This is a genomic window from Actinoplanes sp. CA-030573, from assembly GCF_050951115.1.
Classification (GTDB): domain Bacteria; phylum Actinomycetota; class Actinomycetes; order Mycobacteriales; family Micromonosporaceae; genus Actinoplanes.
Map to the genome: position 1 here is coordinate 7,178,255 of NZ_CP192038.1, position 23,100 is coordinate 7,201,354.

25 protein-coding genes and 1 pseudogene are annotated in these 23,100 nt (G+C 70.2%); 1 reads left to right on the forward strand and 25 read right to left on the reverse strand.

What is annotated here, in order from left to right; all coding sequences use genetic code 11:
* Nucleotides 1–372: 372 nt before the first annotated feature.
* From ACQP2F_RS32955 to ACQP2F_RS33050, 20 genes and pseudogenes are all read right to left on the reverse strand, one after another.
* Nucleotides 373–867, reverse strand: a complete 495-nt coding sequence (locus ACQP2F_RS32955; protein ID WP_433294379.1) for a hypothetical protein — start codon at nt 865–867, stop codon at nt 373–375.
* 264 nt (nt 868–1,131) lie between these two features.
* Complete coding sequence (locus ACQP2F_RS32960; RefSeq protein ID WP_433294381.1) at nt 1,132–1,806, reverse strand: hypothetical protein; 675 nt, start codon at nt 1,804–1,806, stop codon at nt 1,132–1,134.
* 90 nt (nt 1,807–1,896) lie between these two features.
* Nucleotides 1,897–2,511: a YdcF family protein gene (locus ACQP2F_RS32965; protein ID WP_433294383.1), complete on the reverse strand. Its 615-nt coding sequence runs from the start codon at nt 2,509–2,511 to the stop codon at nt 1,897–1,899.
* Nucleotides 2,512–2,599: 88 nt separating this feature from the next.
* Nucleotides 2,600–3,661 (reverse strand): protein-L-isoaspartate O-methyltransferase family protein, encoded by a 1,062-nt coding sequence (locus tag ACQP2F_RS32970; protein ID WP_433294385.1) that lies wholly within the window; start codon nt 3,659–3,661, stop codon nt 2,600–2,602.
* A 70-nt stretch (nt 3,662–3,731) separates the two neighbouring features.
* Nucleotides 3,732–4,394, reverse strand: coding sequence for a 3'-5' exonuclease (locus ACQP2F_RS32975; RefSeq protein ID WP_433294387.1), 663 nt, complete (start codon nt 4,392–4,394; stop codon nt 3,732–3,734).
* Nucleotides 4,391–4,912: a topology modulation protein gene (locus ACQP2F_RS32980; protein WP_433294389.1), complete on the reverse strand. Its 522-nt coding sequence runs from the start codon at nt 4,910–4,912 to the stop codon at nt 4,391–4,393. Before ACQP2F_RS32980 ends, ACQP2F_RS32975 begins: the two co-directional genes overlap by 4 nt.
* A gap of 81 nt (nt 4,913–4,993) precedes the next feature.
* A complete protein-coding gene (locus tag ACQP2F_RS32985) occupies nt 4,994–5,815 on the reverse strand; it encodes a phosphotransferase (protein ID WP_433294391.1) in 822 nt (273 codons plus the stop codon).
* Nucleotides 5,816–5,978: 163 nt separating this feature from the next.
* Complete coding sequence (locus ACQP2F_RS32990) at nt 5,979–6,551, reverse strand: nucleotidyltransferase family protein (protein WP_433294393.1); 573 nt, start codon at nt 6,549–6,551, stop codon at nt 5,979–5,981.
* Between the two features lie 24 nt (nt 6,552–6,575).
* Nucleotides 6,576–6,986, reverse strand: coding sequence for an NUDIX domain-containing protein (locus ACQP2F_RS32995; protein WP_433294395.1), 411 nt, complete (start codon nt 6,984–6,986; stop codon nt 6,576–6,578).
* Between the two features lie 72 nt (nt 6,987–7,058).
* Nucleotides 7,059–7,598 (reverse strand): GNAT family N-acetyltransferase, encoded by a 540-nt coding sequence (locus ACQP2F_RS33000; protein WP_433294397.1) that lies wholly within the window; start codon nt 7,596–7,598, stop codon nt 7,059–7,061.
* Complete coding sequence (locus tag ACQP2F_RS33005; RefSeq protein ID WP_433294399.1) at nt 7,595–8,419, reverse strand: phosphotransferase enzyme family protein; 825 nt, start codon at nt 8,417–8,419, stop codon at nt 7,595–7,597. The genes ACQP2F_RS33000 and ACQP2F_RS33005 overlap by 4 nt, the downstream gene beginning before the upstream one ends.
* Nucleotides 8,420–8,435: 16 nt before the next feature.
* Complete coding sequence (locus tag ACQP2F_RS33010; protein WP_433294401.1) at nt 8,436–8,846, reverse strand: GNAT family N-acetyltransferase; 411 nt, start codon at nt 8,844–8,846, stop codon at nt 8,436–8,438.
* Between the two features lie 129 nt (nt 8,847–8,975).
* Nucleotides 8,976–10,256 (reverse strand): MFS transporter, encoded by a 1,281-nt coding sequence (locus ACQP2F_RS33015; protein WP_433294403.1) that lies wholly within the window; start codon nt 10,254–10,256, stop codon nt 8,976–8,978.
* A gap of 75 nt (nt 10,257–10,331) precedes the next feature.
* Nucleotides 10,332–10,772: a hypothetical protein gene (locus tag ACQP2F_RS33020; protein WP_433294405.1), complete on the reverse strand. Its 441-nt coding sequence runs from the start codon at nt 10,770–10,772 to the stop codon at nt 10,332–10,334.
* Nucleotides 10,769–11,398, reverse strand: coding sequence for an AAA family ATPase (locus ACQP2F_RS33025; RefSeq protein ID WP_433294407.1), 630 nt, complete (start codon nt 11,396–11,398; stop codon nt 10,769–10,771). Before ACQP2F_RS33025 ends, ACQP2F_RS33020 begins: the two co-directional genes overlap by 4 nt.
* On the reverse strand, nt 11,395–12,630 hold the full coding sequence (fxlM, locus tag ACQP2F_RS33030; protein WP_433294409.1) for a methyltransferase, FxLD system: 1,236 nt from the start codon (nt 12,628–12,630) through the stop codon (nt 11,395–11,397). The genes ACQP2F_RS33025 and fxlM overlap by 4 nt, the downstream gene beginning before the upstream one ends.
* 302 nt (nt 12,631–12,932) lie before the next feature.
* Nucleotides 12,933–14,393 carry a GDSL-type esterase/lipase family protein gene (locus ACQP2F_RS33035; protein WP_433294411.1) on the reverse strand — a complete coding sequence of 487 codons (1,461 nt, stop codon included), beginning with the start codon at nt 14,391–14,393 and terminating at the stop codon, nt 12,933–12,935.
* A 77-nt stretch (nt 14,394–14,470) separates the two neighbouring features.
* Complete coding sequence (locus ACQP2F_RS33040; protein ID WP_433294413.1) at nt 14,471–15,082, reverse strand: NUDIX domain-containing protein; 612 nt, start codon at nt 15,080–15,082, stop codon at nt 14,471–14,473.
* A 5-nt stretch (nt 15,083–15,087) separates the two neighbouring features.
* Nucleotides 15,088–15,849, reverse strand: a pseudogene (locus tag ACQP2F_RS33045) (ATP-binding cassette domain-containing protein); the annotation flags it as partial.
* A 50-nt stretch (nt 15,850–15,899) separates the two neighbouring features.
* Nucleotides 15,900–17,798, reverse strand: a complete 1,899-nt coding sequence (locus ACQP2F_RS33050) for an ABC transporter ATP-binding protein (RefSeq protein WP_433294416.1) — start codon at nt 17,796–17,798, stop codon at nt 15,900–15,902.
* Between the two features lie 439 nt (nt 17,799–18,237).
* Here ACQP2F_RS33050 and ACQP2F_RS33055 point away from each other — a divergent pair, with 439 nt between their 5' ends.
* On the forward strand, nt 18,238–18,738 hold the full coding sequence (locus ACQP2F_RS33055; protein WP_433294419.1) for an NUDIX domain-containing protein: 501 nt from the start codon (nt 18,238–18,240) through the stop codon (nt 18,736–18,738).
* Here ACQP2F_RS33055 and ACQP2F_RS33060 read toward each other — a convergent pair.
* The 5 genes from ACQP2F_RS33060 to ACQP2F_RS33080 form a co-directional block, all read right to left on the reverse strand.
* Nucleotides 18,702–19,766, reverse strand: a complete 1,065-nt coding sequence (locus ACQP2F_RS33060) for a Gfo/Idh/MocA family protein (protein ID WP_433294421.1) — start codon at nt 19,764–19,766, stop codon at nt 18,702–18,704. The genes ACQP2F_RS33055 and ACQP2F_RS33060 overlap by 37 nt on opposite strands.
* Complete coding sequence (locus ACQP2F_RS33065) at nt 19,763–20,824, reverse strand: DegT/DnrJ/EryC1/StrS family aminotransferase (RefSeq protein WP_433294423.1); 1,062 nt, start codon at nt 20,822–20,824, stop codon at nt 19,763–19,765. Before ACQP2F_RS33065 ends, ACQP2F_RS33060 begins: the two co-directional genes overlap by 4 nt.
* A 66-nt stretch (nt 20,825–20,890) precedes the next feature.
* Nucleotides 20,891–22,162 (reverse strand): UDP-N-acetylglucosamine 1-carboxyvinyltransferase, encoded by a 1,272-nt coding sequence (gene murA / locus ACQP2F_RS33070; RefSeq protein WP_433294425.1) that lies wholly within the window; start codon nt 22,160–22,162, stop codon nt 20,891–20,893.
* A 79-nt stretch (nt 22,163–22,241) separates the two neighbouring features.
* Nucleotides 22,242–22,865, reverse strand: coding sequence for a DapH/DapD/GlmU-related protein (locus tag ACQP2F_RS33075; RefSeq protein WP_433294427.1), 624 nt, complete (start codon nt 22,863–22,865; stop codon nt 22,242–22,244).
* Nucleotides 22,862–23,095, reverse strand: a complete 234-nt coding sequence (locus tag ACQP2F_RS33080) for an acyl carrier protein (RefSeq protein ID WP_433307687.1) — start codon at nt 23,093–23,095, stop codon at nt 22,862–22,864. Before ACQP2F_RS33080 ends, ACQP2F_RS33075 begins: the two co-directional genes overlap by 4 nt.
* Between the last annotated feature and the right edge of the window lie 5 nt (nt 23,096–23,100).

Genomic DNA, 23,100 nt, shown 5'->3' on the forward strand with positions numbered 1-23,100 from the left:
GCCATGGCCCCTGCGCTAACGCGCAGGTCTGCACGTCCCTCTGGCAGGAATCTGTGAGCCCTCGGGGCTGTCCGACGGGCGCCACAACGGATCTCGGCTGCAGTTGGGTCCGGGTCCATCGTTCGATGGTGAGGTCGGCGTCGCTGACCAGGTCACGGTCGACTTTGACGGTGCCCGTGCCGGGGCAGGCGGTGGTGAGGTGCTGTTCGGCGTCGGCGACGACGTTCTGCGCGATCGTCAGCAGCCGAGGTAGGTCGAGGGTCGTCACGGCGGCATCCTTTCCGAGCCCGGGAGGAATCAGGGGCGCGGCTGGGCGGCGATCATGACGGTCCGGCTACACGACCATCTCGGCCGCCCGTGGTCCGGCCCATTTCAGGTGGGTGGCAGGTGTTCGATGTCCAGGTCACGCACCGGCTTCTGCCCGGTGAACCGCGTACACAGCGCGGCGAGCTGTGGGTCCTGGTCGACGAGGGTGTAGCGGCGAATGGCCGGCGGGCGGCCGAAGACGTCGGCAAGGTCCTCGCCCGGCAGCGGCGGGTATTCACGGACCCGCAGGATCGGCATCGCGTACCCGAGGGGTACGTCGCCCAGGTAGGCAAGGACGCTGGCGCCGTTTCCCGGGTGGACCTGCTCGGCGAGCTCGGCGATGGTGGTCGGGGTGTCGATGACGGCCGGGGCCAGGTCGATCACCGCCGTAAGCGCGGCGATTGGGTCGGCGAGGTAGACGAACCACCTGGTCGCAACGCCGGGCAGGAAGTGGCGCCGGAACTCGTGACGTTTTCGCCGGTTCAGGATCAGGTCGTAGTACTGCGGATAGAGCGACATCACCACCCGCACCGGCGGGGCTGACTCGGGCGCACGGCTCATCGGCCGGTCCCGTACGCAACGGGCCTGGGCTGTTCGCGGTTGGCCGGTGCGGTCGTCGGCGTGGCGCAGGGTTCGGCGGCGGTCGGGTTGGTCGTCACGGATTTTTCTCCTTGAAGGGCGACAGCCACCGATGCGGGCTGTGGCCGAGTTTGCTGGTCAGAACGGGCGGTGGAGTGGCGGGGCCCGCAGGTGGTGGCGTACCGCGAGTTGCCGGAGCTGGGTGAGCTGGCTCCCTTGGCGTAGACGGCCGTCGCCGGCCAGCGGCTATGAGGAATCGCGGCCGCGGTCCACAACGTCCGTGACGTGCGCGGGTAGGACGGGGACGAGCCAGTCTTCGGGCACGTCCCAGGCGGACCAGTCGTGGGCCAGCGGGTCGGTGCGCGCTTCGACGAACGCGGTCGCTCGCTGCCGGGCCTGGTCGATGCGCTGGTGCTCGCTGTCGGTGATAAGTCCGAGGCGGCGTGCCTGCTGATACTCGTCCTCGTCCTTCCACGTCCACCGCTCGCCGGTGGCGTCGCCGGCCAGGTCGAGGAGCAGATCGAAGGTGTCGATGCCGAACTTGGTTCGCTGGACTGGCCGCTCAAAGTTAATCTTCCACTGTGCGGGGCCGCCGGCCAGGGGGCGGAAATACATGGCGCTGAACTCGGGGTCGAGGCCGATCCAACTCAGCTGGATGGTGTGCTGCCAGGTCCAGGCGCCGAGCTGCCACCGGCGGTTGGCCAGGTTCGGGATGCCCTGCTTGCGGGTGGCGTCGTCGCCGCCGTGCAGCCAGGCGATCCAGGTGGTCGGTACGTAGCTGGGGCAGCCGGGCCAGCAGACCAGGTTGAGCTCGTGGCCGTCGTCGGACAGCAAGCGGTAGGCGGCCGCGGTCCAGACCCGCCCATCGAGGACGTCGCGGCGTACGACGGTCGAGCCCGCCGCGAAGGCGACGCTGGTCATCGGGGGTTCTCCGTTCGTCGAGGGGATCGACGGTCAGCCGCAGGTCCTGTTGCCGCCGCGGTCGTCTGGGTCAAAGGGGTGGGGTGGGCGTCACGAGGTCCGGTCGACCGGTGTGGTTCGGGTCCAGCCCGCTGGGGTCCGCGACAACGCAGGCAGTTCGCCGCTGTCCAGCAGCCGTTTCAGGTAGTCGTGCTCGCATTCGATGCGCGCTCGATCCGTGCTGGACGCCCAGGTAGTCCGGTCGTAGGCGCGGGTATCCGCGCGAGCGGGCGGGTTCCACGTGGCGGCGTAGATCCGCTGGACCGACGGGAAACCCTCCGCCAGCAGGTGTATTTGTCTTCTCTGCCACCATTTGACGACCGCGATCATCGTCCGGACTGGACCGAGGCGTTCCTCAATGAGCGGTCGGGCGAACTCGACGTTCTCCTTCGAGGTTTGCGACCGGCGTTCGACCAGTAGCTGCTGGGAGGTGATCCCGTGGGTATGAAGGAGCTGCGCGTGTGCGTCGCTTTCCACGTGGGCGGGGTTGCGGCGGTTAGGGCCGCCTGTCAGGACGATCAACGGTGCGAGCCCGGCCCCGAAGGCGTGCAGAGCGGGCTCGATGGCGTCCGGCAGGGTGGAGCCGAAAACGAAGATCACGTCCGCGGGGCCGAGTCCCGGGGCGTGGGCGTCGACGAAGTCCGCGATGTCGTCGGTCACCGACATGGCCACCACCGTGACCTGTCGCCGGGCCTCTCCCAGTGCAGCAGGCGCGCGCCGGTGAAGTCGTCGTTCTTCGGAGCGCTGGCGGGGATCATCTCGGCACCGCGCAGCTGGTACCCGTGTGCCCGGGGCGCAGGCTCAGATCCCAACCAGGCGGATGGACGTCGCCTGCCGGGGCCAGGACAGGGGTGTAGCCGTCGGGACCGGGCCGACCGGCGTTTTCCCAGCCGGCCAACCAGGTACGTAACGTCGCCAGCGACGGCGAGCCGGGCCGATCCGCGATCAGCGTCCCGTCGTCGAGGATCGCGGCGGCCGAGTTCGGTGTGCTGTGACCGATGCCGCGGTCCTGACCGCGGCGGGCGACGACGGTCAGCTGCGGGTCGCCGATCGCGGCGAGGTGGGCGGTCAGCGACCGCCAGTCCAGCGGTTCATGCGGGTAGGGCTCGTGCTGTCCGGGCTCCAGCAAGCGGGCCAGGGCGGTCCGGGCGCCGGTGTGCTGCAGGTCGTCGTGGTCGCGCCAGCCGATCGCGACCCAGGATGGCTGCGGGCCGGGGATGCTCCAATCTACCCAGCGGCCGGGAATCGTGGTGGGGTCGTCGACCGGGGCAAGGGTGCTCTGCGCGTAGCCGCCGAACACCCCGGTCTCTACCTTCGGCCGCCGGTCGGGGTCGAGGGTGATCGAGCTGATCATCGTCAGTGACGGCAACGGCGCGATCGGCAGGCACACGACCATCCGCCCGTCGGGCGCCAGCTGCTCCACGAGCACTCGGGCCAGCCGAGCGGGCGTGCACCACACCACGACCCGGTCGAATATCGGGCCCGGCTGACGGGCGGTCAGGCCGTCGCCGGTGACGCAGCGGACGGTGCGGATGCCCCGCTGCTGGTGCAGCCGTTCCGCGCATCGGGTCAGGTGGTCGCTGATGTCGATGCTGACGATCTGCCCGCCCGGGCCGACGAGCTCGGCCAACAGCGCGCTCGAGTAGCCGGTCCCGGTACCAACTTCGTAGACCCGGTCGCCGGGACGCACGTCGAGGCTGGTCAGCTCGCGCCGGATCGCGTCGGGATCCGACCAATGTCTGGTCGCCCCGCGGTGAGGGTCGTTGAGGTAGTAGTCGGCGGGTACGCGGGCGATTGCGTCGTCGATCAAGGCCACGCTCTCTCCTTTGGGCGAAGTGGCTCCGGCAGCCGGTGGGTCCGGTCGCGGAAAGCGAATTCCTTCGCGGTCAGAACAAGGACTGCTGCGTACTCGCACCGGCCGGTGGCGGGGTACCGGCAAGGTGCCGAAGCTGAGCCAGCCGGCTCCAACGGTGCGCCCGAGCACCGTCAGCCAGAAGCCGTATCAGCAATCGGCCGGTGACCTCGGCATCAGCGAGCGCGCGATGCCGTGCTGCCGGGATCGCGATGCCATAGAAGCTCAGCAGGGCATCGAGGGCGTACGAGGCAAGGCCGGGCCGGCATTTCTTGGCCAGCGCGACGGTGTCGAGCATCGGCGTGGCGGCCAAGCTCGGGCAGGCGTCCGCGTAGCGGCGCAGGATGCCGGCCTCGGTGGACGCGTGATGCGCCACCAGCATGTACGGCGGGTCGCTCAGGAGCGCGTCCAGCTCGGCGAGGACGGTCGGCGCAGGCGGCCGGTCGGCGAGCATCGGCGCGGTGATGCCGGTCTGCCGGGTGTCGGCGTCGGTCAGCCGGGCATGCGCGGGCGGCCGGATCAAAGCCTCGTACCGGCCGACGCAGTCCATCCCGTCCCGCGTCGGCTGCAGGAGTACGGCGCCGACCTCGATCGGCTCCGCCGGATGCCGGGCCGGCGTGGTGCCCTCAAAGTCGATGATGACCAAGGTGGTGCTGGCGAATGCCACGTCGCTCAGGTATCCGTCGATGCCGGTCATGGCCGCCTCCGACTGCGGTCAGCGGTGATGTGCTCGACGAGTTGGTCGGCGGCGCGGCGGCTGGTCAGGTGAATCACCGTGGCGTGGCCGCCGTGCTCGCGGGCGACGGCCAGAACTCTCGGCAGATGCTTCACCCGGTACAGCAGGATGTACCTGACGAACGCGAGGGAGATGCGGTCGTAGACTCCATCGGCGTGCTGGCCGCCGCGGTAGCGCAGCCGACGGCGCAGAACACCGGCCAGGCACACCAGCGGATGCGGGTCGAGCACGATGATGGTGTCCGCTCGGGCCGCCCTAAGAGCTAGGGAGGCCAGGCTGTTGCCGTCGATCACCCACGCGTCACCGGCGGCCAGAGCTCGTTGCGCGGCGGTGAACGTCTCTTCGGCGACGACGTTCCAGGCGGCGTCGTAACGCAGGGCGTCCAAGTGGGTCACGGGCAGACCGAGTAGGTGGCCGAGCTGCCGGGCCAGGACGGTCTTGCCGGCCCCACCAGCGCCCATGATGGCGATCCGTTGCACCGAAGTTTGCCTCCCTTTTTGCATGTTGGGTCTCGCTCGCCCGGGACCTATGAGTGTGCTGCCGTCAACGGATGTCGGGGTTCAGGTGGGGATCAGTGGTAGGAGGTCTTCGATCAGCGGTTGCAGAGCGATCGCCCGTTGGTGCTGCCATCGGCGGTGTGTCGGCATGCCGGGGTGGGGTGGCAGGGTCGAGTTGCGGCGCCACATGCCTGCTTGGGCGATCACAAATCGTGCAGCCTCGGCCGGTTGATCGCTGAGCAGCTCCAGCGCCTGGTGTCGCGCGGTATCGGTGCCGTCCTCATGCCCGGCGGCGACCACGTCAGCGGCCAGAAGTGCCCGGTCCAGCCAGGGCGCCCCGTGTGAGGCGTAGCCCCAGTCGACCAGAACTGCCCGGCCGTCGCCGGCCCGGATGATGATGTTGTCGCCGCGGACGTCGTGATGGCTCAGATGAGGGCCGCTGGTCCAGTGCCGCCATCCTGTAGTGACCGCGGCCAGGCGCTCGATGTGTCGGCTCTCCCAGTCGCTGAGCGAGGCCCTACCGCGGGCCAGCTTCGTCCAGCCGTCGAGATCGGGCAGGCGCTCAACGACGGCCGGGACGCCGGTGGGAGCCCGGACATCGGCCACGGCGGCGCAGACCCCGGCTGCGGCGATGACTGCGGTGGTGGTCCAGGGCGGCCCGGCGACCTGCCCAGCTACGGCGTCCAGGACGAGCGCGATCCAATCGCCGCACTCGACGACGGCGCGCAGCCGGGCGGCGGGAACGATCGCCGGGATGATTCGGAGGATGTCGGCTTCTTGCTGGTAGAGCCGGTGCGAGCTGGCGCTTGCCGCCGTGCTCATCGCCTTGACGAAGACGCGGTCCCCGTCGCCGAGGGTGAGCACGGCCGCCGGGCCAGGTGACATCCCGCCTACGACGTCTCGAGCGGCGACGACCTCGCCGGCACAGCGGTACACCGCATCGCGCAACTCTGCGGGCGCGGTCTGCCACGGCGGCCGCGCAGTGAACGACACGGTCACCCCTACACCACCTCCCGCGGTTCCCCGCAGGTCCAGCGATCCGAGGCGTTCACTCTGGGAACACCACCGTGACTGCCGGCCAGCGCGTAGCGGGATCGTGGCGGGCCAGCCGTGCGCGTGATTGGGCGACGCTGATCCGGCGGGGATTGCGCCGCCAGATGCCGTTGAGTAGGTCGTCGACGCCGTACGGGGCGCACACTTGTAGGACGTCGGTGTCGGTCAGCCGTACGGCCACGGCCGTCGCCGTCTCGGGCCACGTCCCAACCGCGTCGGCTATGCCGGTGAGGGGTTCGACCGGGGCGCCGCCGAAGCGGTGCGGGTACCAGGTGTGCACGGCGGCTTGGTTCTTGGCCTCCCACGGCACGCCGGGAAGCCGGCCGGTGAGCCGGTCGGTCGCCCGGTCGTCGTTGGTCCGACTCAGATCCTGGGGGTCGTAGAACGCGACGTCGACGTCACGGACCTGGTCGGGGTGAAAGCCCGGCCCGTAGCGCTCACCCCACACGAGGTCGCGTAATACCCCCGCGCCGACCCAGGCGTCGGCCGGCGACGCGTCGCGGACGGCGCGCAGCACGTCCATCAGCCACCGGTTGGTGCGGATCAGGTCGGTCAGCTCGTTGTCCACGGTCGGCTCCCTGCGGTCGAGGGCTCAGGCGTGCCCGTTTTCGAGGTCGGCGTTCGTGCCGGCGGTGCGGGCGTCGAGCGCGGCGACGCGGCGGGCGAGCAGACCGGACAGACGTTGCTGGGCATGGGAGGGGTCGCACCATGCCCAGCTGTGGATTTCCTCGCCGGGCAGCCGGATCGTGCTGGTCTGCGCGGTGAGGGCGCCGCCGTCGAACAGCAGCATGAGCCCTTCGGTACGGCCTTCCTGCGCCGGAACCCACTCGACGGCCAGGAGCCGGCCGGGCCTGACGTCGAGCCGCAGTTCCTCGGCGATCTCGCGGATCGCCGTGGCGCACGGTGAATCGTCGGCCTCGACCGCACCGCCGGGGATCTCCCGGTCCGGTTTGTAGGTCGGCTCAACGAGCAGGACGTGTCCGTCCTGGTTGGTGAACACCATGCCGGCGCCCATGCGTTGCGCGGCAGGGTCGCGGTGTAATCAGTCACGACGATCTCCTGGGAGTGGTGGCGGTCAGGCCGGGACGTCAGGCCGGCCGCGATCAGCGCCGTGGTGGTCGGGTCGGTGAAAGTCGAACCGCAGCTGGGGTAGGCCGTACTGCTCGAAGCCGCCCGTGGGGACGGCGCCGAGGCGCTCGAGCAGGCGCTGCGAGGCCAGGTTCGCCTGCTGGGTCGTGGCGATCAGCAGGTCCTCGCCGGTGGCGGCGAAGAACCAGTCGCGGACCAGCGCCACGGCCTCACCGGCCAGCCCGCGTCCCCAGAACGCGTGGCGCAGTTGGTAGGAGATCTCCCACGGTCCGCGTTTGCGGGCCACGCTGCCGCTACCCGCCACCACGCCGGCAGTCCGGTCGACGATCACGAACTGACCCCACCGGGCTTCGCTGACCTTCGCGGTGGCGTCGGCTTCAGCGGTCGCCTGGTCCTTGGGGCCGCCCAGGTAGCGGCGTACCCGCGGGTCCGTGGCCATGTCCACCAGCGCGCGTTCGTCGCCGGTCGCGGGGTCACGGACGACGACCCGCTCACCGGTCAGGACCGGCCAGGGCGCGGAGGTCATCGGCCGTCACTCTCGCTCTGACCGGCGCCGTGGCGGTGAGCGGCGCTCAGCAGGGGTGCACGTTGGTCGAGGATGAACGCGGCGGCGCGTCGATAGCCGGCGGCGAAGTCATGTTCGCCGTGCTCGGCGTACGCCGGATCACCCGCGCGGACGCGTTGGTCGATGTGGGAGGCCATGCCGAGCAGCCGGATCGCGGCGTAGTCGACCAGCAGCGCCGGGTCCAAACCGGGGTCATAGGCGGTGGCGAGGATGCGCAGCCGGCGGCCGCGGTCGGGTTCGCTGGTCCAGCCGAACCCGGGCAGGTCTTTGGTCGGGTGAAACGGGACGAGTTGGTGGGCGAGGTACGCCAGATCCCACGCGCGGTTGGACGGTCCGGCAGCGTCGAAGTCGATGACGCCGACGACCTGGTCGCCGTCGAAGAGCAGGTTCCACGGGGCGAGGTCGCCGTGGCCGATGCAGTCGATCTCGGCCGGCACGGCGACCTCCTGCCGGCCCCATTGCTCGGGTCTCGGCGCGGTGAACCCGAGGGTGGCATCGTGCAACGCCCGGACGGTGCGGGCGGCCGAGCGCAGCGCTTTCTCGGAACGCACCGCTTCGGGAAGCGGGGGCGAGGCGCTGCTGCCCGACAGATAGGTCAGCGTCTCCCGGCCCGCCTCGGCGGCAAGGCCAACCGGTCGCGGGGCGCGGTCGAATCCCTGACGGGCGAGGTGTTCCAGCAGGGCGTGGACATTCGTTGCGCCGGGCCCAGTGCGACGGGTGACGGTGTCGCCGTCGCGAACCGGGGCGGCGAATCGGCCGCCGGCCAAAGTGTCGTCGGTCATCAAGAACTCTCCTCCGTTATGGATCCGCGGGTTCCCACAGCAGGAGCTGGCGGTCGTGGCTGAAGCCGTGGCGCAGGTAGAAGTCGACCGCGCGGCGGCCGGAATGCACGGTCACATGGGTCAGCTGGCGGGTGCGGGCCTCGACCAGGATCGCCTCCATCAAGGCGCCGCCGATGCCCTGGTTGCGGAACTGAGGGGGCACCATGACTGATTGGACGTCGCCGTACCGGCGGCTCAGCGAGCTACCCCGGGGTACTCGTTCGGCGACCAGCAGCCACGCGGCGCCGACCACCTGCCCGTCGAGGTCGGCGACGAACGGCAGGTGCGTTTCGGTGTGGGCGGCCACCCAGCCGGCGTACGCGCTCACCGCGTTCGGGGCGATGTCCTGCAGCTCAGCGAGCACCGCCACGTCCCTGGGGGCGGCCATGCGCACGATCACCGGAGGGCGCGCTGGCGGGCGCGAGCGGCGTCGCCGTCTCGCCCACCGATAGGTGGGGCGCCTTCGTGGGTGCCGGGGCTGCATGGCGCAGTGGCAGCGGGCATCAGCCTTCTCCGATCATGTTGAATTCGGGAAATCCCCAGAGTGGTGGTGGCGCAAAGCGGTCCAGGGCAGCAGCACCGCGCACGCCGCCAGCACCACGGCCAGCACCGCGATCGCCGTGCGGATCCCTGCAGCGGCGGCAAGCAGGCCGGCGGCGGCGATGCACACCGGTTGCACGAGTTTGCTGGATATCGCCCAGGCGCCGACGACGCGGGACAGGTGGGTGTCGGCGGTGACGCTCATCCGGTAGGTGGCGAAGGCCGGGTTGAAGATCCCGGCGCACAGCAGCAGCGCGCTGTCGGCGGCGATGATCAGTACGAGGCCGCTGGTGGTGGGCGGGGCGAGCAGCATCGGGCTCATCCACAGGCAGCGGGCGGCTCCGGCGTACAGGATGGTCCGGCCGATACCGGCCCGGGCGATGATCTGCGGGGTGAGCAGCGACCCGAGCGCCCCGGCCGCGCAGGGCACGCCGAGCGCGATGCCGTACTGCAACGGGCTGAAATGCAGGTCGCGCAGCAGGTAGACGGCGATCAGCGGGGTGGACGCCATGATGCACCCACCGAACAGCATCGCGTTCGCGAACAAGCTTCGCAGGACCGGGTGCGAGCCGATGTACTGCCAGCCGCCGACCATCTCCATCCACCACCGCCCTCCGGTGCTCGCCCGTGGTGGGGGCGGCTCGTGGTGGCGGATCCGCCGCCAGCCGAAAGCGGCAAGTAGGAAGCTGATCGCGTCGACCGTCATGGAGGTGATCGGGCTCGTCGCTGACACCAGCAACCCGCCGACCGGCGGCCCCAGGGTGCTCGCTGTCCAGGTGGTCGTCTCCAGCCGGCTGTTCACCCGTGCCCGGACGGCCGCGGGGGTGAGCGCCTTGAGGTACGGGCTGCTCGCCGCGTTCGACACGATCGTTGCCGCCGTCTGCACCACCGCGACCATGCACAACTGCGCAAACCCCAGCCGGCCCCACCAGGCCGCGACCGGGACGCTCGCCAAAGCGAGGAACCGTGCCAGGTCGGCGCCGATCATCACGGGTCGTTTGCGATGGAACTCGATCCACGGACCCATCGGCACCGTGACCGCGACACCGGCGAGCCCGCCGAGCACCGCCAGCAGCGACACCTGCCAGTCCGACGCGTGCACAACCAGGATCCCCACCAACGGCAGGGCGCCCGCGCCGACGCCGCTCCCGAGCGCGCTGACCGCGTACGCCGACCAGAACCGCCGCACATCCACGCCCCCACCGCCCGACACAGCGTGCGAGTCGGTGGCGCCGAGCGAACGCGCGAGGCCGGTCACCGGCGGCACCCTCGCCACGCCGGTGACCGCATGCCGGCGCCGACACGCCTGCGCGGCACGATGGCCGTAAAACCATCAGGCACCAGGCACTCCCACGTCGCCGGACGTGCCGTCAAGGCCACCGCTCGGCGCGAGGGGTTGCTGCGGGCCGGGTAGCCGGGCAACGACCTTGGCGGCGACTTGAGTGAGAAGGGTGCGGGGGTCGTAGCCGAGACTCGCGGCAGCGACTAGGGCGGTGAACGCGACGTCGCCGAGCTCGTCGGCCACGTCCTGCCGGCCGTGGGTTACCCCTTTACGGGGATTCTGGCCGACAGTGCCGATCCACGCCGCGGCGGCCTCGCCGGCTTCCTCGACGATCTTCAGGATCCGCAGACCCAGTTCCGGCTCGGCCGTGCCGTTGTGATCGTCCAGCCACGCCCGGGACGCCGCGATGGCCGCCCAGATGTCCTCCTCCGCACACCCGCCCTCCTCGCCCGGGACTTCTTCTGACACATGGGCGTGCTCGAGACCCGTCACGACATCGCCCCCTTCCCGAGGCCGGCGCCCAACGCGAGATCGGCTTTCTCGGCGCAGCGTCGGCACAGCCGCGGGCACGGGGTCAAAGCGGCGGCCTGGGCCAGACCGCTGTCGTGCAGGATCGCGGCCACGCTCTGCTCGACGGTGGACTGCTCGGGGATGACCTGTTCGCCGTCGACGCCGAGCAGATCGCCTGCGACATACCAGGACGCCATCGTCTCGGCGCTGATGTGGGCCAGATCGGGCCGCCCGGCGTGCCGGCGCACAGTTTCGTCGAACGACACGTCCATCCAGAACACCGCTGACCGGCCGGGATGCTCGGCAATCAGCTCGCGCAGCAAAGCACCGTGCTGGCCGGTGTGCAGGATCCCTTCCAGGACGACGTGATAGCCCGCCTCGAGGGCCGCCCGGGTCGTCGTCATGACGAAGCCGGGCGCCTTCGTCGGCGTGCTGTCGCTGCCGTGCTCGCGTAAAACGACGCGGCGCAGGTAGTCCTGCTCGATCAGCGCACAGCCCCGGCCGTAACGGCGTCGGACTTCAGCCGCGACAGTCGACTTCCCAGAACCGGAGTTCCCCCGAATGATCACCAGCGTCGGCGGCCCCGGGAGTGCGTGGTCGATCGTCATCGCTCGCTGCCGGCCCAGGTGATCGCGGTCAGGGTGTGCCGGCGTGGCACGAGCAGCCGCATCCCGCTGCTGTCGGGCAGCCGGGTGCCGGCCGGGTGCACGGTGATCCGCGGCCCCGGCCCCGCGCGGTGCTGCGCGTTCCAGACGGTCAGCAGGTCGATCAGGTCCGCGACCAAGGCATCTGCCGCCGGGCCGAAGCCGTGGGCACCGAACTGCCACGTCTCGGCGTCCTGCTTGCGCAGCGTGAGGTAGGCGAAGCTGTCCTCGGTCAGCAGGGTGGGGCAGAAGAACCGATCCTGCGGATCCAGCAGGCCGGCGGTCTTTTCCCGGTCGACTTTCAGGATCCCGTACGGGCGCGGCTGGCTGGCCAGCCAAAGATGCACCGTCTCGAAGGCGTGGCCGTCGTCGATCGCGGCCGTGACCGGCGACCACCGCTGCACGCTCGGCCGGTCGAGCGCGGCCCGCAGAGCGTCCTCGTCGACGCGGGTGGTGGGGTCGTCCAACATCAGGACGGCGTCGTCGCCGCGCAGCGGTATCCGGCGGCCCGGGTCACGGCCGTGGCCCTGCATCGGTACGAACCCGCACTGCAACGCGGCTGTCGCGACCAGGTGATCGCCGTCAGCCCGCAAGGTGAGGCAGCGGGTGTGCCCGCGCATCCGCAACGGGATCACGAGTACCCCGCCGGAGGCGAGCTGCCCGGTCCAATCCGGCGGGACGTCACTGGTCTCCACCGTCACGATCACCGCGTCATACGGGCCGCCGTCTGCATACCCGTGCTCTCCGTCTGCGCAGATCACCTGGACCTGCGGGTAGCCGGCCTGCGTGAGCGCCGTGCGGGCGTGGGCGACGACGTGCGCGTCGATGTCGACGCTGACCACCGTCCCGGCCGGCCCGACGACCTCGGCGAGCAGGGCAGCGTTGTAACCGCCGGAACCGATTTCGAGGACCCGCGAGCCCGGCCGCACCTGCGCTGCCTGGATCATGTATGCCTGAAGCCACGGTGCGCTGACACTCGAGGTGGTCTTGCCGTCCGGGCCGCGTCTGGTGGGCACCGAGTCATCGGCGTACGCGGCGGCCAGCGCGGTGCCCTCCGGCATAAACAGATGACGGGGCACCCGCGCGAACGCGGCCGCCACCGCCTTGTCGATGATCCAGCCTTTCGCTGTCAACTGCTCGACCAGATCCGCCCGGAGCGCCTCGGGTGAGGCCGGGTCCGTCATAGTCTCGGTCATGTCGCCTGCTCCTGATCGTGAAAGGGCCGGGTAGTGGGTAGCGGACAGGACCGTAGCTGGACCGTACGACGCTTCCGGGTGGCCGCCCCGGGGTCCGTCACCTGACCGAGTCAGCGGCGGCGCGGCGGTTACACCCAGGCCAGCGGCTTTGTCGGGACGCAGGATTTCTGCCCCGGCACGCATCGCGGCAACGCCCGCCGCAGGTCGACGGCATACGCGAGCGGGACGTTCGGCCTTGCAAGCGCCGTGTCGTGCCCGGCGCGGCTCGTGCCTCGGCGCGGCCGTTGGCCGCCTCCATGAGGTCATCGTTGCGCCTTCGGAACCGCGATACGGCAAGGCAGGTTCTCGATGATCGCGTGCTCGGCCAGAGTTCGTTCGACCTGCTGAACGATGAGGGTGTCACCGAGCTCGCTCATGTGCACTCCGTCGGTCCAGAGCTCGTGGGCGGGGCCGAGCAGAGCCGACGCCTGGAGGAACGGTTCCCGCAGGCCGACGAACCGGGCTCCCGCCCGGACGGCGAGACGTTCCAAGGCCTTCGTGTAGGTCGCGAGGTCGGTGTTCATCGCATCCACCACCTCTGGTTCGGCGACGGGGCCGAACGGTGTTTCGCCAACGATGATCACGTGTCGGCAGGTTCGGGCCAGCCGGTCGATCACCGCCTCCATCAGGTGTGCATATTCGGTCAGGCCGACGGCTTCGTCGGGGCGCTGCTGGTAGCGGCGCCACACATCGTTGATCCCGCAGCCGACGAAGACCAGGTCGTAGCCGCCACCGGCCAGGACCGGATCTGCTTCGACGGCGGCGGCAAGGTCCCTGCTGGTGGCCCCACCGGCGGCCCGGTTACCGACCTCGAATCGCAGCTGCGGATACCGGGCTCGCAACGACAGGATCAGCCGGTAGGGCCAACCGCGGCGCTGCCACCCGTCCACCACCACGGTCGAGCCGGGCGGCGGCAGGTCGGCCTGCCGCGACAGCGCGGCGCTGACAGCTTCGAGGTGTTCCATGATGCTGGTGCCGAAGAACCCGACCCGGACCACCGGCCGCTGATCCGCCCTGCCCCCGCCGTCAGACTCGTCGGCCAGTGCACGGTGCCGGACGAGGTCAGCGTGCTCGAGGAGCCGGTGCACGGCGTCGACGGCCGGCTGCGTGACCGGGGACAGTGGAATGCGCTCGGCGAGCACTTTACGCAGCGTCGCGACGTCACACGTGTCGCCGGGGATGCCGAGCTGGGCGCAGATGCCGGCCAGCCGGCTCGCGTTGCCGCGGGCCAGATACTTCGCGGCGAGCTGTACCAGCATGAGCACCGTGCCCGCCGCGAGCGGATCAGAACCCTGCTGGTCCGGGGTGCGATGGGCGTCCAGCAGCGGGATGAAGTCCAGTTCCGAGCGGGGCATCCGGCGCCGTTCGAATAGCGCCCGAGCGCCCGCCGGCACCGCGGCGGATGCGGCAGGCCAGACGAACACGTCGACCAGCAGCGGCAGACCGGCCACCTCCATTCCGACAGCGACGTAACCGCCGCCGGCCGGCGCATTGCGCGGCTTGGGCCGCACGTAAAGCTGCCGGCCGGGCAGTCCGAGCCCTGCGGCCGGATCAGCGATCACCTCGCCCGGCAGCACCGTGGCATCGACGGCGACCACCAGGTCGACGTCGCTGAACGCGTCACCGTCACCGCGGCCGAGCGAGCCGACCAGCCATACCCCGGCCACGTACGGCAGGCCGCGCAGCCTCGCGATCATCTGCTCCAGCCACTGCTGCCGGGCCACGGCGAGACCGTCAAGCCCGTGCAACAGAACGCAGCCCCCACTTCTCCCGGCCGTCCGCGATGTCTCGTCAGAGGCCGTCATGCCGGTCCACCGACCGCAGCTGCCTGGCTGGTCCCGGCGTCGACCGTCGCGCCAAGCTTGCGGACGAAGCGGGCCATGTGCGGATCGAACCGTCCATCCGCCCAGTCCGTTGCCGCGAGATTCCACCAGTCGACGCTGCGGAACTCGCCCGAGTCCACAGCCAGCGCGGCCGTTCGGTCGCCCTGGGCAACAAACCACAAGGTCACATCCAGGTGAGAACCCGAGCCGCGCGTCGCCGTCAGCGTCAACAACAGCGGCCGATCACCAGTACCAGTGTGGAAGACGATGTCGACACCGAGCTCTTCGTCGCCCTCGCGGACGACGGTATGGCGGGGGTCTTCGCCCGGATCGACATGCCCGCCGGGCGGCAACCACAGCCCGGCCTTGATGTGATCACCCAGAAGCATGGACTCCTGCGCCCCGTCGAGCAGCGCTGTATACACCGCGAGATGCATCGGCGGGACGTCTGGCGGGGCGGTCCGAAACAACGGCGCCCCGGACGCGATCCACTCCAGCACCGTCTTCCGGCTCTGCGCCTCCTCTTCGTCCAGCGGTGCCACCGCGGCGGCGAGGTCGGCGATGACCTGACGGACGTCGGTTGAGGACATGCGGGTTACGCCCCTTCGGCTGCGGCGGTGTATCCGGAAGCCTGGATCGTGAACAGCTGCGCGTACGCGCCGTCGGCGGCCATCAGCTGCTGGTGGGTACCGGTCTCGATCACGCGGCCTTGGTCGAGTACGAGGATCTGGTCAGCGTGCGTGATGTTGGCCAGCCGGTGGGTGATCAGGATCGTCGTCTTCGCCCCTTGTCGGCTGCGCAGCGCCTGGAAGAGGGCGTGCTCGGCGCGGGGGTCGAGCGCGGACGACGGCTCATCCATGATCAGCAGGTCCGGGTCGCGCAGGAACGCTCGCGCGGCGGTGATCCGCTGCCACTGCCCACCGGACAGGTCCTGCCCGTCGCGAAACGTCCGGTCGAGCAGGGTGTCGTAGCCGTGGGGCAGGTCGAGGATCATGTCGTGCGCGGCGGCCATGGCCAGCGGGGTGCGGTCGATGTCGCGCATCGCGATGTTCGTGGCCGCGCTGAACGGCCATCGATGATGGTCCTGCAACGCAACCCCGATGTGCCGGCGCAGCCCGTCGCGATCCCATTGCGGGTACGAGCGCCCGTTCCAGCTCAGAACACCGGCCGTCGGGTCACGCAGACCGGCGATCATCGCCGCGAGGGTGCTCTTGCCTGAGCCGTTCTCGCCCACGAGCGCGATCGTCTGACCGCTGCGGATGGTCACCGATACGCCGTCGACGGCGGCGCGGTCGTCCGCCAGCCCGCGAAGATGCGAGGCCAAAATTTTGGATCGTTCATTCATCGTGCGGGGTTCTCCTGGGTGTGCCGTGGTGGAGGGGTGGCGGCCTGCCCGTGGCGGCCTGGTTAGGTGGTTTGGTAGCCGGCTGCCTGCAAGGCGAAGAGCGCCGAATACCGGCCACCAGCGGCGACAAGTTCGGCATGGGTTCCCTGTTCTTCGAGGCGGCCGTCGTGCATCACGTAGATCCGGTCGGCGTGGATGACGTTGGCGAGCCGGTGGGTGATCAGGATCGTGGTCTTGTCGCCCTGGCGGCTACGGATCGACTGGAACAGGGCGTCCTCGGCCCGCGGGTCGAGCGCCGAAGACGGTTCGTCCATGATCAGCAGGTCAGCGTCGCGGTAGAAGCCGCGCCCGGCGGTCAGCCGCTGCCATTGCCCGCCGGAGAGGTCCTGGCCGTCCTTGAACGTCCGGTCGAGCAAGGTCTCATACCCGAACGGCAGCCGCTCGATCATCTCGTCGGCGGCCGCCTGCCGGGCCGCGCTGTCAATGCGGTCCATGCTCGCCGGGACGGACAAGTCGCCCATGGCGATGTTGGTGGCCGCCGTGTACGGCCACCGGTGGCGCTCCTGAAGTACCACGGAGATCCGGGCTCGGACAGCGTCCGCATCCCACTGGTCCAAGGGCCGGTCGTTCCACTCGATCGCCCCGGAGGTGGGGCTGCGCAGGGCGGCGATCATCGCGGCGAGCGTTGACTTGCCGGACCCGTTCTCGCCGACGAACGCAACGGTCTGCCCGGCCTCGATACGCAGGCTGACCTGGTCGACGGCGAACTCGTCGCGGTCGGGATAGCGCAGGCTGACGCTCCGAGCCGTCAGGGATGTCAGCTGCGGTGGCGCCGGCCGCTCGGTGGCGTCGGCCGGCGGGAGGTAGGCGTTAGCCCGGCCCAGGAAGCCCAGGTACTCCTTCAAAAATTGGCCCTGGGTGAAGACCCGGTCGAGCTGAAACGTCACCGCGGCCAGGGCGCGTTGAGCGGCCTGGACGGCGACGACGCAGGTCACCGACGCCGACAGCGGGATCCGGCCGTGATCGAGCAGCACCGCGAGCAGCACCCACACGCCGCCGATGCCGATGCCGCTGATGGTGGCGCCGATGCTGGTCGTGGTGGTGACCTTGCGGGCCAGGTTCAACTCCACGGTGGTCTGGGCCCGCATGACCCGGTCGTACTGGCCCAGCAGAAAGTCACGCAGGCCGTAGCTTCGTGACTCCGGCGCCGAATGCCGGTCGGCCATCTGCCGTTGAAGGACCCAGAGCCGTCGGCGGCGCACAGAGCCGGCCACGAACTCCTCGTAGCGCAGGTGCCCGGCCCGCAGGGCGGCATAGAAGTTCGGGACGGTCGCCACCAGCAGGGCAGCCAGCAGCAGCGGGTTGATCACGATCACCGCCACGGTGACCGCGAGCAGATTCACGATCCCCGCGAACACGTTCGCGGACTCCTGCACAAGGGTGGCGGCGGCGTCCGGGCCCCGAGCCGCGCGTTCCATGTCATCGGCGAATGCATCCTGGTCGAACGCGGCTAGCTCCACCCGGGTCGTTACCTCGAACAGGCGTCGCTCGGCCTGCTCGACCACGCGCGGGGTGAGCCCGTTCTGCGCGTAGCCCATGACGATGCCCAGACCCCCGCGCACGGCATTCACGGACGCGAGCAGGATCAAGGCGGGCAGGGCGGCTCTGACCCGGTCCGGCGTCGGCCCAGCGGCGAACAACTGCACCAACAGCCGCTGCGTCGACAACAGCCCGAACGTCGCCATCACCCCAGCCAGCACCGTCGTGACCAGCACGACGACCGTGCGGGTCCGGTCGGCCCGCCAGCTAATCGCGGCCGCCTCCCGCACCAGCGCGGGCAACTCGGCGAACACGCCGAAGACGCCGGTCTCTGCCCGCCTACGGATCCCCACCTCCCAGTCCGCAGCCCGCAACTCCGGCAGCACCGACTCGACCTGCCCGGCCGCCACCTGGTGCGGCATTCCGCCGCGGATCCTCTGCTCTGCTGGTGCGCCCATCCGCCTCAACTCCCTCCTCCGAAGAACCGGATTCCGGTGCCTGCTTCACACCTGACGTCGCCCTCGCGTCGCTCCGGGCTCACCGACGCGGCGCTGCTATCCCACCGGCACGCGAACACCGGGAGGAACCCGCCACGCGCGCCGGGTCGCCGGGCTGGGCGGCTTCTGTCGCCCACGTGAAGGACCCGCCCGTATCTCCGCCTACCGTGATGGCCCGTCGATCTGAGACCGGTCGATGGCCCGGACCGAATGAACCAGTGGTGAGCGTGGACGGGCAGACGTGTTGTCCGCCGCACAGGCTGTCGGCCCGCGCCGACGTGACTCGGTCGGTGTGACCCACGACCGAGTTGTCCTCTATCGGGTCAATCGGACATAGCTGTTGGGGGTCGCGTATGGTCGTGCGGTGCTTGAGACCTCGAACGCTCCCGACCTTGCCTATATCGCGAGCGTCACCCGTGTTCGCGCGGCTGCCGGTGTCCTCCTCAGGGATGACGCGGGTCGTGTCCTGGTGGTGCATCCCACGTATAAGGATGTCTGGGAGATTCCGGGCGGAACGTTGGAGGCGGATGAGTCGCCGCTGGTCGCGTGCCGCCGGGAGTTGGAGGAAGAGCTGGGCCTGACGCTGGCGGTGGGCCCGGTGTTGTGTGTGGATTGGGTTCCTCCGGCGCCTCCGTGGGACGGCGGGCTCATGTTCGTCTTCGACGGCGGGGTGCTGACTGCTGAGCAGATCGCGGCGATCCGGCTGCGGGAGGAAGAGCTGGATCGTCTGGAGTTCGTTGCGCCTGACCGGCTGGGTGAGGTGTTGGTGGGCCGGCTGGCCAAGCGGGTGGCGGCGTCGGTGCTTGCGGCGGAGAAGGGCACGGCGACCTACTTAGAGGACGGGATGACGCCGGCGAGCATGTAGGCGTCGGGCCGGGCAGCTGGTGCCGGCGGTCGTGTTGCCGTGGGGGTGGCGGTGGTGCCGTTGACCGTTGCTCGTAGGACCGCTTCGGCTGCGGCGATGGTGGTGGCTGCTTCCCAGAGGGTGACGATCGGGGTGTCCTTGCCGGTGATGGCGTCGCGGAAGGCTTCGTGTTCGCTGAGGAGGGGTTCTTTCTTGGCGATGGCGTAGCGGGTGATGTCGCCTTCGATGACGCCGCGGAACAGTTCGGCGGCGGCCCATTCGGTGTGGGCGACGCCGTTGGCGTAGTAGGTCAGGTCGCCGTGCAGGGTGTCGGCGAGCAGGCTGCCGCGTTCGCCGGTGGCGATGGTGACGCGTTCTTTGCTCGGGGATAGCCAGTTGACCAGGTGGCTGGTGACGGTGCCGTCGCTGAGTTCTCCGATGATCGCGACGAGGTCTTCGGGGATGCGTCCGCTGCGGCTGACCGCGCGCGCGGATACCGAGACCAGGGGTTTGCCGGTGACCCAGACGGTGGAGTCGAGGTCGTGGGTGGCGAGGTCGAACACGACGCCGACGTCACGGACGCGGGGCGGGTACGGGCCTTGGCGGCGGGTGTTCATCTGGTAGAGGGTGCCGAGCTGCCCGTCGGCGAGGCGGGCGCGCATGGCGTGCAGGGCGGGGTTGTAGCGCTCGATGTGGCCGACGGCGGCGATCAGCCCGGCGTGCTCGAACGCTTCGGCGAGGGCGCAGGCCGTGGGCAGGTCGGGCGCGAGGGGCTTCTCGATCAGGGCCGGGATCCCGGCGTGCGCGAGGGCCAGCCCGACGGGCGCGTGCAGCGCGGTCGGGACGGCGACGACGCAGTAGTCAAGGTGGTAGCTCAGCAGGTCGTCGAGCGTCGCCACGATCGGGGCTGCTAGGCCGGCGTTGGTGGTGTCGCCGGCCGGGTCGGCGATGGCGGCGAGGGTTACTCCGGGCAGGTGGCTCAGGATCCGGGCGTGGTGGCGGCCCATGGTGCCGAGGCCGACGAGTCCGGCGCGCAGCAGGGCGGTCATCGGTTCACCGCCGTGATGAGCCGGTCCAGGTCGTGTTTGCCCAGGTGCGGGTGCACGGGCAGGGAGAGGACTTCGGTGACGGCCTGTTCGGTGCAGGGCAGGTCGAGGCGACGGCCGTAGGCGGCGCTGCGGTGGACCGGGGACGGGTAGTGCACGGCGGTCTCGATGCCTTCGCCTGCCAGGCGCGCGCGGAGCTGGTCGCGGTCGGGGTGGCGGATGACGTACTGGTGGTAGACGTGCCGGGCGCCGGGGGTCACCGTGGGGGTGAGGACGCCGGTGAGCTGGTCGCTCAGCTGCTCGGCGTGGGCTTGGCGCAGGGTGGTCCAGTAGGGCAGGGAGTTGAGCTGGGCGCGGCCGACGGCCGCGGCCACGTCGGTCATGCGGGCGTTGTAGCCGACGATGGTGTACTCGTAGCGGCCGGTCATGCCTTGGTTGCGAAGCAGCCGGGCCGTGGCGGCGATTTTCGGGTCGGCGGTGACGAGCATGCCGCCCTCGATGGAGTGCATGTTCTTGGTCGGGTAGAAGCTGAACGCTGCCGCGACGCCGAAGGCTCCGGCCGGGACGTCGTCGAGGCTGGCGCCGACGGCTTGGGCGGCGTCCTCGATGACGGCGAGGTGGTGTCGGGTGGCCAGGGCGGTGAGCTGGTCCATCGCCGCCGGGTGCCCGAACAGGTGAACGGGCATGATCGCCGCCGTTCGCCCGGTGATCGCAGCGTTGACCGCGTCGGGGTCGAGGGTGAAGGTCTCGGGGGTGATGTCGGCGAAGACGGGGGTGGCGCCGGCGTGGGTGACGGCGTGCGCGGTGGCGCCGAAGGTGAACGAGGGGACGATGACCTCGTCGCCGGCTCCGATGCCCAGAGCTCGCAGTGCCAGGTGCAGCGCGTCGGTGCCCGAGCTGACGGCCACGCACGCGCGGCCGGCGACCAGTTCGCTGAAGTCGGTCTCAAAGGCGGCGACTTCGCTTCCTTGAGCGAGCTGGCGGCTTTTCAGTACCCGGACGGCGGCGTTGATCTCGGCGTCGCCGACGTGCGGGTAGGCGATGGGGACGGTGTGGTTCACGTGGTCACCTCCTCCGAGGGTGGTGGCGTCCCTCTGGCCATCAGGGACGCCACCGTCTGCCGGGTGTTACAGCTGTTCGCGGATGATGTCGGCGCCGAGCGCGGTGAACCGGGCGATCACGTCGGCGTGGCCGCGGTCGATCATGGCGCCGTTGGTGACGATGGTTTCGCCGTCGGCGACCAGCCCGGCCAGGACCAGGCCGATGCCGGTGCGCAGGTCTCGGGCGACGACCTCGGTGCCACGCAGCGGTTTGCCGCCCTCGACGACGGCTTTCTCGCCGTCGGCCTGCACGTCGGCGCCGAGTTTGGCCAGTTCACCGACCAGGCCGTAGCGGGCGTCGTGGATGCGCTCGCGGAAGTAGCTGATGCCGGCCGCTTGGGTGGCCAGTGCCATCAGCGGGGGTTGAAGGTCGGTGGCAAAGCCGGGGTGGGTGTCGGTGATGACGTTGATCGGTTGCAGCGGACCCTGCCGGGTTACGAGGGTGACCGCGCCGGAAGTGGACAGCTCCACGCCCATCTGGTGCAGCTTGTGGGCGGCCACACCGAAGTGGTCGAGGACCTCGCCTCCGACGAGGGTGACCGCGCCGCCGGTGATCGCGGTGGCCATGGCCAGCACGCCCGCGTCGATGCGGTCGGGCATCACCGTGTACTCGACGGCGTGCAGCTGCTCGACGCCGGTCACGACGATGCGGCCGGTGCCGGCGCCGGTGATTTGGGCACCCATCGCGGTGAGCATCCCGACGACCTCGAGAACCTCGGGCTCCAGCGCGGCGTTCTCGATGACGGTCCGGCCCGGGGTCAGCACGGCGGCCATGATCAGGTTCTCGGTGCCGGTGTGCGAGGGAGTGTCGAGGTAGAGCGGCGCGCCCGCGAGCTGGCCGCCCTTGACGTGGATGGTGGCGTCGTCGGTCTCGATGTGGGCGCCGAGGCGGCCCAGGCCGCGGTAGTGGAAGTCCAGGCCCCGGGTGCCCAGCGCACATCCACCCGCACCTTCGAAGATCACCTCACCGCAGCGGTGCAGCACCGGAGCCAGGAACAGCACGCTGCCGCGGAACAGCCGGGTCAGGGTGGCGGGCAGCACCGGGCTGCTGACCTCGGCGGCGTCGATGACCAGCAGGTGCTGGTCCGGGTGGTAGTCGGCCTGCGCGCCGACCAGGCGGGCGAGCTCGATTGCCCGGTGCACGTCGGTGATGTCCGGGACGTTGCGCAGCACGGTCTGCCCGTGCCGGGCCAGCAGGGCGGCGGCGATCATGGGCAGGGCGGCGTTCTTAGCGCCCTGGACGACGGCCGTGCCGGTCAGCGGGCCGGCGGCCCGGACGCGGTATCGCACTTCGGTCATGCGGAGCAATTCCTCCTGGGATCAGACGACGGACCGGCGAGAACGGCTCTCGCCGGTTCCGCGACAACAGTGGGGTGGATCAAGGGGCCGTGTCCGGTGCCAGGGACAGGCCGTGCGGGCGTTCGAGGTAGTGGCGGCCGCAGCTTGGGCAGGTGAAGATGTCGTCGAGCCGGTGCCCGCACTGACAGGCCCAGCCGACTTGGCGGCCCGGGTTGCCCAAGATCAGCCCGTGATCGGCGACGTCGCGGCCCACGACGGCACCGGCCCCGACCATGGCGAACCGTCCGACCGTGATGCCCGGCAGCACGACCGCGTTGGCACCGATGGTGGCGCCGTAGCGGATCGTGACCGGCTGGCGGCCCCAGTCGTCGCGGCCCTTGAGCTGCCCGTCCGGGGTGACCGCGCGCGGTGCCGAATCTTCCAGCAGCCGCACGCCCGGGGCGAGCATCACCGCGTCCTCCAGGACGGCGCCGTACACTCCGCAGCCGTCCTGGATCTTGACCTTGTTACCGACCTGCGCCTTCGAGCAGAGGTGGACGGCTTTGCCGAGCACGCAGTCGGTGCCGACGCTGACGCCCGCGTCCACCTGGGCCTGGTGCCACACCTTCGTCCGCGCGCCGATGTGCGCTCCGTCGGCGACGTCGGCCGATGCCGTGACCATGACCTTTTCGCCGAGGCCCGGCGTGGTCAGCGCCGGCTTCACGAATTGGCTCCGGCCGGTTCGACGAGCTGTTCCAGATCGGCGAGCGTGCGGACCCGGAGCAGGGCGTCGTCGGGCAGCGGACGGCCGGTCTTCTCCTCGATCAGGACGGCCAGGGTCAACCGGCCCAGCGAGTCCAGACCCAGATCGACCAGCCGGTCGGCGTCGGACAGGTCGGCGATCGGCCGTCCGCTGATCTGGGCCAGCACGGTGCGCACCACCTTGGCGGTCATCGTGG